The organism is Streptomyces sp. NPDC058045 (assembly GCF_042885635.1).
Classification (GTDB): domain Bacteria; phylum Actinomycetota; class Actinomycetes; order Streptomycetales; family Streptomycetaceae; genus Streptomyces.
Map to the genome: position 1 here is coordinate 1 of NZ_JBHVRR010000096.1, position 8,993 is coordinate 8,993.

At 69.4% G+C, this 8,993-nt stretch carries 8 protein-coding genes and 1 pseudogene; 4 read left to right on the forward strand and 5 right to left on the reverse strand.

All coding sequences use genetic code 11. From position 1 onward, the window contains the following. Window positions 1–18 precede the first annotated feature (18 nt). On the forward strand, window positions 19–132 hold the full coding sequence (locus tag ACFVST_RS28775) for a sugar-binding domain-containing protein (protein ID WP_390156535.1): 114 nt from the start codon (window positions 19–21) through the stop codon (window positions 130–132). Between the two features lie 293 nt (window positions 133–425). On the opposite strand, the gene ACFVST_RS28780 is transcribed toward ACFVST_RS28775, so the two are convergent. Then, the gene (locus tag ACFVST_RS28780; protein WP_390156529.1) at window positions 426–653 is read right to left on the reverse strand and encodes a hypothetical protein; all 228 of its coding nucleotides are present in this window, start codon (window positions 651–653) and stop codon (window positions 426–428) included. A gap of 91 nt (window positions 654–744) precedes the next feature. Between ACFVST_RS28780 and ACFVST_RS28785 the strand changes: the two genes are divergently transcribed. Continuing rightward, the gene (locus ACFVST_RS28785) at window positions 745–1,314 is read left to right on the forward strand and encodes a thioesterase II family protein (protein WP_390156530.1); all 570 of its coding nucleotides are present in this window, start codon (window positions 745–747) and stop codon (window positions 1,312–1,314) included. On the opposite strand, the gene ACFVST_RS28790 is transcribed toward ACFVST_RS28785, so the two are convergent. From ACFVST_RS28790 to ACFVST_RS28800, 3 genes are all read right to left on the reverse strand, one after another. Continuing rightward, window positions 1,283–1,537 carry an acyl carrier protein gene (locus ACFVST_RS28790; protein WP_390156531.1) on the reverse strand — a complete coding sequence of 85 codons (255 nt, stop codon included), beginning with the start codon at window positions 1,535–1,537 and terminating at the stop codon, window positions 1,283–1,285. The genes ACFVST_RS28785 and ACFVST_RS28790 overlap by 32 nt on opposite strands. Before the next feature lie 57 nt (window positions 1,538–1,594). Then, window positions 1,595–3,073 (reverse strand): amino acid adenylation domain-containing protein, encoded by a 1,479-nt coding sequence (locus ACFVST_RS28795; RefSeq protein ID WP_390156532.1) that lies wholly within the window; start codon window positions 3,071–3,073, stop codon window positions 1,595–1,597. Window positions 3,074–3,134: 61 nt separating this feature from the next. Continuing rightward, window positions 3,135–4,286 (reverse strand): acyl-CoA dehydrogenase family protein, encoded by a 1,152-nt coding sequence (locus tag ACFVST_RS28800; protein ID WP_390156533.1) that lies wholly within the window; start codon window positions 4,284–4,286, stop codon window positions 3,135–3,137. 259 nt (window positions 4,287–4,545) lie between these two features. Here ACFVST_RS28800 and ACFVST_RS28805 point away from each other — a divergent pair, with 259 nt between their 5' ends. Both ACFVST_RS28805 and ACFVST_RS28810 read left to right on the forward strand, forming a co-directional pair. Further along, the gene (locus tag ACFVST_RS28805; protein ID WP_390156534.1) at window positions 4,546–4,689 is read left to right on the forward strand and encodes a hypothetical protein; all 144 of its coding nucleotides are present in this window, start codon (window positions 4,546–4,548) and stop codon (window positions 4,687–4,689) included. A 112-nt stretch (window positions 4,690–4,801) separates the two neighbouring features. Then, window positions 4,802–5,061, forward strand: a pseudogene (locus ACFVST_RS28810) (ISAzo13 family transposase); the annotation flags it as partial. A gap of 187 nt (window positions 5,062–5,248) precedes the next feature. Here ACFVST_RS28810 and ACFVST_RS28815 read toward each other — a convergent pair. Beyond that, window positions 5,249–8,986, reverse strand: a complete 3,738-nt coding sequence (locus ACFVST_RS28815) for a beta-ketoacyl synthase N-terminal-like domain-containing protein (protein WP_390156536.1) — start codon at window positions 8,984–8,986, stop codon at window positions 5,249–5,251. Window positions 8,987–8,993: the final 7 nt, after the last annotated feature.

Genomic DNA, 8,993 nt, shown 5'->3' on the forward strand with positions numbered 1-8,993 from the left:
GCCGCCGCTCGCCGGAAGGTGGGAGTGGCCGGCGGCAACCGGAAACACAGATCAATCCGGGCAGCCGTCGAGGGCGGCCTGGTGGATATCCTCGTAACGGATCAGGAGACGGGTTCAGCACTCATGGCCTGAGCCGCGAACACCGCCCACCGCCCGAACGCCAACCGTGACCACACCGACCGCCGATCCGGAACCATCCGACCCAGTGACACCGTCGCCGGTCCACCCGAGCGAATCGCGGAGCTGGACGCACCGGGGATGATGTGGTCGCACCAAGACCCCGCCTTCGAAGAAGGCCTAGCCGCGGCCCGCGAATGAGCCGGTGAGCACGGGCACTTCCTCCCGCCGACGACCGCGGTAACCCAGACCACAAACAGGCACTCAACCTCACCGCAGCACGACAATTCCATGCACGGGAACAACACTCAAACGCACCCAGAAAACATATTGAGCACGTACCCGTCGAGTCCGGTCTGCGGGAGGGTTTCGGCGAGGGCTTCGTACTGCGCGATGCTGCGGCTGAAGGAGACCACCCGCTGAATGTGGTGGTCCTCGCGGGCTTTGAGCAGGACCAGTTGGGCGGCGGCAACCCGCGCGGCATCGGCCTGCGGGGTGCGGCCCCGCTTGGTGCGGCTGGTGAGGAAGGCACGCAACTGCGGGTGGTGGATCTCGGGCGCTGCGATGCGGTAGTCGGCGAGTCTGCCTTCGTGGATGGCCTCGGCCAGGGAGTAGCGGTAGGCGACAGTGCCGTGGCGGCGGCTCAGGACGGATGTTGCCTTCCTGCTCGCCGAGCTGGGCGAGGGAGAGCTGGGGCAGCAGGCAGTGCAGCCGCATCTGGCCGAGGTCTGCCTGAGTGCTCCGGCCGCCGAGCGGCTCGACGCGATGCTGGGTACGGAACGACCACATCATTCCCTGCCGGACAGCGGCCTGACAGCCGAGATGAAGACCGAGATGAAGACGCTGAGCGGCACGGAGAGCACGATCGTCGACGACCCCGAGATGCTGGCGCTGGTGCTCCCCGCGCTCCGGAGCGACTACAAGGCCGCCGAGACCTACCAGTACAGGACGGGCGACATGCTGAACCGCCCGGTCTTCGCCCTCACCCGGGACCGGGACCCGCGGGCGCCGCTGGCCGACGTCCGGGCCTGGGCAGAGCACACGGAAGGGGAGTTCGACCTCCAGGTCTTCCCCCGGCGGCCACTTCTACCTCAACAACGCGCCGACGGTCATCTCCACCATCCGCGAACGCCCTCAGAGCCGTCGCCCCTGACGGCGGCCTCCGCTAGCCGCGGCGTGCGGCGACCAGTTCGGTGATGCTGCGTACGTCCTTGAAGTTCACGCCGTTGATGTCGAGCGCGGGGATCTTGACTCCGAGCTCGTCACGGATGAACGCCACGAGGCGCACGGTGTTCAGCGAATTCAGTACGCCCCACTCCAGCAGTGGGGTGCTGTTCTGGAGCTCGCCCTTCGGGTCGCCGTCCAGGAAGCTGACGCGGATGAAGGTCTTGATCTGCTCGTTGAGTTTCTCGTCGGGCATTCTCGGTCCTCTCTCTCGGTCTTGTCGCGGCCGGCTTCGCCAGGCGGATCGGCGACGTCACCCGGCGATTTCACCTGAGCTGATGGCGTGCAGCCGGATCCGGTCGATCTTTCCGTTCCCCGTGCGGGGAAGTTCCGTCACCACCCGGATCTCGTCCGGAAGCATGTAGCGCGGCAGTTGACCGGCGCAGTGGCCACGGATCGCGAGGACGCCGGGTTCGCGGCCGCGGAACGGCAGCACGAAGGCCGAGAGCCGGGCGTCCATCCCGCTGCCGACGACCACGACGGCGGCCTCGGAGACGTCCGGGTGGGCGCCGAGCGCGCTCTCCACCTCACCGAGTTCGACCCGGTATCCGCGGACCTTCACCATGTGGTCCCTCCTGCCCAGGTAGTCGAACCCTCCGCCCGGCAGGACGCGGACCAGGTCGCCGGTCCGATAGGCGCCGGTCTGCGGCGCCCGGCCCCAGTACCCCAGCATCACCGTCGGCCCCTCGACCATGAGTTCGCCCTCCTCGCCGACGTCGGCCGGACTGCCGTCGGGCCGCTCCGCCCACACCGTGTCGCCGGACGCCGCGATCCCGATCGGCAGCGGCCGGTCCTGTGCGAGATTCTCGGCCCCGACCTGGTGGAACGTGCACACGTTCGTCTCGGTCGGGCCGTAGAGGTTCATCAGGGTGGCGCTCGTCCAGTCGGCGAGGGTCCGGACCTGCGCGATGGGGAACGGCTCACCGGCGAACAGCACGGCCCGGAGGCAGGCCGGTGCCGGGCGGTCCAGCAGCCCGCCGTCGCCGAGCATCAGCGTCAGCGCGGACGGCACCGAGTACCACACGCTGATCTCGTGCTCGTACAGGAACTCGACGAGTTGCTGGGGCGCGAACGCCAGCTCGGACGGGACGATGTGCACCGAGGCGCCCGCGGCGAACGCGGCGTAGAGATCGAAGACGGACAGGTCGAAGGTGAACGACGCGTGGGCGGAGAACCTGTCCTCCGGCTTCGGCGTGACCGCCGCGACGGCCCAGTCGACGAAGGACCGGGCGTTCTGATGACTGATGCACACCCCCTTGGGCGTGCCGGTGGATCCCGAGGTGTAGAGGATGTAGGCGAGATCAGTCGGCGAGACCGGCGCGTTGACCGGGGGCGCCGCCTCGTCCGGGACCACATCGAGGTCGAGGTGCGCGACGTCCGGCCCGGTCGCCGGGCGGAGCAGGTCGGACCTGTCCGGGCTCGTGACGACGGCCCGCGCGGCGCAGTCCCGGACCACGACGCCGACCCGCGCGGGCGGCGTGGTGGCGTCCGCCGGGACGTAGGCCGCGCCAATCCTCAGCACGGCCTGCATGGCGGCGACGACCGCGGCGGACTTCTCACCCCAGACGACGACCCGGTCACCGGCGCGGACTCCGGCGGCCACCAGTTGGTGAGCGAGCGTGTTCGCCCGCCGGTCGAGTTCGCCGTAGGTGACCTCGCCCCACGGGTCCGATATCGCGATGTTGCCCGGAGCGCGCCCGGCCGCGGTCAGCAGCAGCTCATGCAGGCTCATGTCGCCCTCCAACAGGGACAGGTGTGTGCGGGGTGGGCTCGGCCGTGCACGGGGGCGGCGGCTAGGTCGTCGCGCGCAGATGCTGGGCGATGATGTTGCGCTGCATCTGGTTCGTGCCGGAGTAGATGCGGCCGACGACGGCGTCCCGGACGTACCGCTCGATTCCGGCCTCGGCCATGATCCCGTAGCCGCCGTGGACCTGAACGGTGTCGAGGCTCGACTGCAGGTACGCCTCGCTGAGATACAGCTTGATGGCGCTGGCCTCCAGCGGCTCAAGAGCGCCCTGGTCGGCCAGCCAGCCGCCGCGGTAGGCGAGGAGGCGGCTGGCGGTCAGCCTCACCTGCATGTCCGCCAGCATGTGGGACACCGCCTGGAAGTCGCCGATGGGCTGGCCGAACTGCTGGCGGCTGTTCGCGTGGGCGACCGACTCGTCGAGCTGGCGCTGCATGGTGCCGACCGAGCTGGCCATGATGCAGGCACGCTCAAGCCGCATCGCGTACTCGAAGATCATCATTCCGGCGCCGGGAACGCCGAGCACACTGTGCTTGGGAATCCGGCAGTCCTGGAAGGAGAGCTCACCGGTCGGGGACGTACGCAGGCCCATCTTGGCGTCGCTGCTCCCCACGGTGAGCCCCGGGGTGTCGCGTGGCACGAAGAAGGCGGTGATCCCCGCCCAGCCCAGGCCGGGGTCGACCGTGGCGAACACGATGAAGACGTCGGCCACCGGGGCGTTCGTGATGAACTGCTTGCCGCCGTCGAGGACATAGGCGTCACCGTCGAGGCGCGCGGTCGTGGCGAGCGCCATGGCGTCCGAACCGGACCCGGGCTCGGTGATCGCGTGGACGGCGATGAGCGAGCCGTCGCACATGCCCGGCAGGTAGCGCTCCTTCTGCTCGGTGGTGCCGAACTCGACGAGCGGCAGCGCCGCGGACCAGAGATGGGCGTTGAGCGAGAACAGCAGGCCCCCGTCGCGGCACCCCTCGCCGAGCGCCTCCATGGCGAGGACGGTGGTCAGCACATCGGCGCCCTGGCCGCCGTACTCCTCGGGAATGGGCAGACCCTGCACCCCGAATCGCGCGCACTCCGTCCACAGTTCACGGAGAAACACCGCGTCCTGGTCGCGCTCGACATTGTCGACGTTCAATTTCTCGGCGGCGAAACTCCGGACCGATTTCACGAACGCCTGCTGTTCTGCGGTCAGTTGAAAATCCACAGGTCCCCGCAGCCTGAGACCGACGCGCACGTCGGCCACCCAATTGATTCAATGGAACATTACGTTGCATCTCGCATCGCGACAGGATGTTACCCACCCCGAAAGGTGGCTGGCAGCCCCTATCGGCATTGCCCCCGACCCCTACTCTGCCCGGCTGCGCAGGCGCGGCTTCTGGCGATATCGAGACGGCGAATCCCTCATCGCCACAACGGAAGACCGCGCCTGCGCCCTCGGCTGCCTACCCGACTGGTACGAGGAGATGCACGAGCGCCAGCGCAAGGCCCACTCCTCACGACGCATCCATCAGGGCCGCCGCGAGCACATGAGCGACATCGTCCAGGCCGCCGCCGGACTGCTCTCCCACCAGCAACCCGCCACGACGCCGAGCGGTACACGAAGGTGAACACCACGACCGCTCCGCGGCCTTCGACGGCCACCGCCAGCCACGCACGAGCTCGTTAGGGCTCGCAGAGAATCAACGTGTTGCTTCCCGTGATGCGACTCGTTGTTGTGGTCTGAGCGTGTCCGACCAGGTTCGTGGTCAACTCGCTGTGAAGTTCGGGGTGTTGTTCCGCATCTGGACGAGCGGCAGCGGCGGCTGGTGATGGCGGCGGAGGCCCGCATCCTGGGGCGCGGCGGTATCCGGGCGGTCGCGCGGGCGGCCCAGGTCAGCGAGACGACGGTCCGCAAGGGCGTGGACGAGTTGGAGGCCGGCGAGGAGCCTTTGGGCCGGGTACGCAGGCCCGGTGGCGGCCGGAAGAAGGGACTCGACGTGGGCGGCATCGTCCAGCAGGCTCACCCTCACGGCCTTTGTTGTGATCAACGTCGACTCCAGCGAGAAGACACGATCACGCAAAGGCCGCGCTGCTGTCCGCGGAACGACGAAGCCCGTGGTCAGCTCGATGAGCTGACCACGGGCGGACCTTAAACGCCTCAGCGGGTGTCGTGCGGCTCGCGGGCCATCACTGGTTGACGTCCGTCATGCCCCAGAAGACACGGATCTCCTCGATCTTTCCCTCGCCGTTGACCCGGAGGACGTCGACCGCGTCGATCTTCATCCGGGATTTCCCGTCCGCGCCCGGCACATTGAGCTGGGCGACCAGCGGCCCGCTCACATGCACCCCGTCCTGGCTGGCGACGAGGCGGCCCGCGGTGACCTCCACATTGGACTTGATCATGGAATCCACGTACTTCCTCACCTCCTCGATGCCGACGTACGGCGTTTGCCCGACGGGGTCCTCCATGCGGATGTCCGGTGCGAACATCTCCACCGTCGCTTCGAGATCGCCCGCGTTGAGGCGCCGGAAGTACTCTTCCACCACCTCCCTGCGCGCCTTCTCGTCGAGGAGGGTCTGTCCTTCGAGCGCCCGCCAGGTGTGGACGTTCTTGCCTTCGAGCGCCTCACCGACCGTGGCGACCGGGTTGGCCTTGAGCCAGAAGGACTTTCGCTGGAAGCCGTACGTCGGCAGGTCCAGCGTGCGGCCCTGGACACCCATGGCGCGGAACACCTCGCCCCAGGGGACGCGCGCGCCGTTGACGTGGGCCCGTGTGAGGACGGCGAGCAGGTCCGCGACGACCCCCGCCCCCTCGGCGTCCAGCCCGGCAGGCGACAGGACCTGGGTGCGCTCGCCCAGCACCGGGGAGGCCGTCGGGTGCTCGTCGCCCGGGCGTGACCAGTGCTCGCTCGTCAGCAGATCGTCCACCGGGAGCGGATCGCCCGTCGACGCGGACACCAGCGGCGTCGACGGCACCGCGGGAGCGCACCTCTTGGCCGCGCGCAGGAACAGCCCCTCGGTCGCGTAGGCATTCTGATCGGGCTCCCGCAGCCGGACCGCGGCGACGAGCAGACCGGCGGCCTCGTCCATCGTCAGCGCCCCGGTGAGACAAGCCGCGCTGATCTCGCCGAGCCCGTGGCCGACCACCATGTCCGGCCGCAGCCCCAGGCTCCGCAGGAGCTGTGCGAAGCCCACCTCCACCGCGAAGACGGCGGCGGCCCGGTCCACGGCCGCCTCCGGCAGCACCGGCGCCAGGGCCGATACCTGCGCCGGAGCGTCCAGGTGCGCGTCGAGGTACGAGCACGCCTCGTCCAGGGCGTCCGCGAAGGCGGGGAACCGGTCGTACAGCTCACGCGCGGCGCCCGCGCCCTGATGCGCCGGTCCGGCGAGCGGCTCGCCCGACAGGACAAGGGCGGTCCTGGTCTCGCCCACGGCCTCGCCCCGCAGCGTCCCCGCCGGTGCCTCGCCACGCTCCAGGGCGGCGAGCGCGGAGACGAGCTCGTCCCGGCCGGTCGCCAGCACCGCCGCGCGGTGGCGGAAAGTCGAGCGCGTCGTCGCCAGCGACCAGGCCACGTCACGCGCCCTGGCCTCCGAGTCCGCCGTCAGGAACTCCCGCAGCCTGCGCGCCTGGTCCCGGAGGCCCTCCTCGGTCCGGGAGGAGACCAGCACGGGCAGCGCCTCGTCATCGCCGGGGCCCTCCTCCTCGACCGGTTCCGCCTCGGGCTCGTAGTGCTCCAGAATGACGTGCATCTTCGTGCCGCTGGCCCCCAGCGACGTCACCCCGGCCCGTCGCGGTCGCCCGGTCTCCGGCCACCGCATGTTCTCCGGGACCAGGGAGACCGCGCCCGAGGCCCAGTCGACCTGGGTCGACGGAACGTCGCCGTGCAGGGACTTCGGCAGCACGCCGTGCTGCAGGGACATCACCGTCTTGACGACCCCCACCACGCCGGACGCGGCCTGCGGGTGGCCGATGTTGGACTTGACCGTGCCGAGCCACAGCGGCTGCCCCTCGGGGCGACCCTGCCCGTACGTGGCAAGCAGTGCCTGGGCCTCGATGGAGTCGCCGATCGGGGTCCCGGTGCCGTGCGCCTCCACGAAGTCGACCTGGTCGGGGGTGAGACCGGCGGACGCCAGGGCCCGCCGGATGACCTTCTGCTGCGAGGGACCGCTGGGCGCGTAGGGCCCGTTGCTCTCCCGGCCGTTGTGGTTCATGGCGGTACCCCGGATCGTCGCCAGCACCCGGTGGCCCTGGCGGCGCGCCTCCGACAGCGGTTCCAGCATCAGGACGGCGGCGCCTTCGCCCCAGCCCGTGCCGTCCGCGTCCTGGGAGAACGACTTGCACCGTCCGTCGGCCGCCATGCCCCCGAAGTCAACCCCGCCCATGGGGGTGGACATGACGGTCACTCCGCCGACCACCGCGGCGGAGCACTCACCGCGGCTCAGCGCCTGGCAGGCCAGGTGCAGCGCCACCCCGGAGGAGGAGCAGCCGGAATCGGAAGTGATGCTCGGACCCTCGAACCCGAACTGGAAGCCGACACGCGCGGACGCGAAGGCGGGCATGACGCCTGTGCTGATGTATGCCTCGACGTCGCTGGAGACACGGTTCGGGCCCGTCCAGTACGGCTGGAAGAAGGTTCCGACGAAAACGCCGGTGTTGCTGCCCCGCAGCGTGTGGGGGTCGATACCGGCGCGTTCGACGGCTTCCCATGTCATCTCCAGCAGCACCCGGTGCTGCGGATCCATGGCCAGCGCTTCCTTGTCGGAGATCCCGAAGAACTCCGGGTCGAAATCGGCCACATCGTCGATGAAGCCGCCCTCGTTGACCCAGCTTCCCCCGGGCATGTTGATGCCCATCTCCCGCAGCTTCGCCACGGCCTCCCAGCCGCGGTCGTCCGGCAGACCGGAGATGACGTCCCGGCCCTCGACGACGAGGCGCCACAGGTCTTCCGGCGATTGCACCCCGCCGGGCAGACGGCAGCTCATGCCGACGATCGCGATCTGGTCGTCCCCGATACCCGGGGCAGCGGCGATTGCCGCGCTGACGGCCGTCTCGGTGTCGTCGCCGATCAGTTCGGTGCGCAGATACCGGGCCACAGCGGCCGGACTCGGGTAGTCGTAGACCAGCGAGATCGGCAGCTTCAAGCCTGTGGCCTCGGCGAGCTTGTTGCGGAACTCGACCGCGCTGATGGAGTTGAACCCGAGCTCCTGGAACTGGAGATCACGGTCCACGGCGTCCCCGGACGCGTAGCCGACGACACCGGCCGCCTCAGCACGTACCAGGTCGAGGACGAGGCGCTGCTGGTCGGCCGGGGCCAGGCCCGAAAGGCGACCGGCGAACTCGGACTTCGTGACGGCTGCCTCCTCGCTACGCTCCTTCCGCTCGCGCAGCCCGGACTTGTCGAGGATCTCGTCGTAGAAATGAGAGGCCCGGTTCGCGGTCATCATGGAGATCCACCGCTCCCAGTCCATCGAGACGATGGACATGGTGGTCTCGTCCCGGTCCAGGATCTGCCCCAGGCTCGTCAGCGCCTGCTCGGGCTCCATCGCACGCGCCCCCATCAGGCGCAACGCGTCATCGACGTGTGGCCGACTGCCGAACCCGTCACCCGCCCACAGGCCCCAGGCGATGGACGTCGCCTTGTCGCCACGGGCCCGCCGCCGTTCGGCCAGCGCATCCAGGAACGCGTTCGCCGCCGCGTACGGCCCCTGGATATGGCCGCCGGAGACACCGGCGATGGAGGAGTACAGAACGAAGGCATCCAGGTCCTGACCCGCGAACAACTCGTCCAACGCAACAGCCGCCCGCACCTTCCCCGCAAACACCTCCTCCATATCCTCCACCGTCGTCTCCGCCACCGGCACAAAACGACCCGGAACACCCGCCGTATGAAACACCGACCGCACCACACACCCCTCAGCCCGCAACCCCTCC

Bases quoted from the DNA above. Each gene is read 5' to 3' on its own strand.
- ACFVST_RS28805 (WP_390156534.1), top strand. From the start codon at position 4,546: ATGCACGAGCGCCAGCGCAAGGCCCACTCCTCACGACGCATCCATCAG.
- ACFVST_RS28790 (WP_390156531.1), bottom strand. From the start codon at position 1,537: ATGCCCGACGAGAAACTCAACGAGCAGATCAAGACCTTCATCCGCGTC.
- ACFVST_RS28795 (WP_390156532.1), bottom strand. From the start codon at position 3,073: ATGAGCCTGCATGAGCTGCTGCTGACCGCGGCCGGGCGCGCTCCGGGC.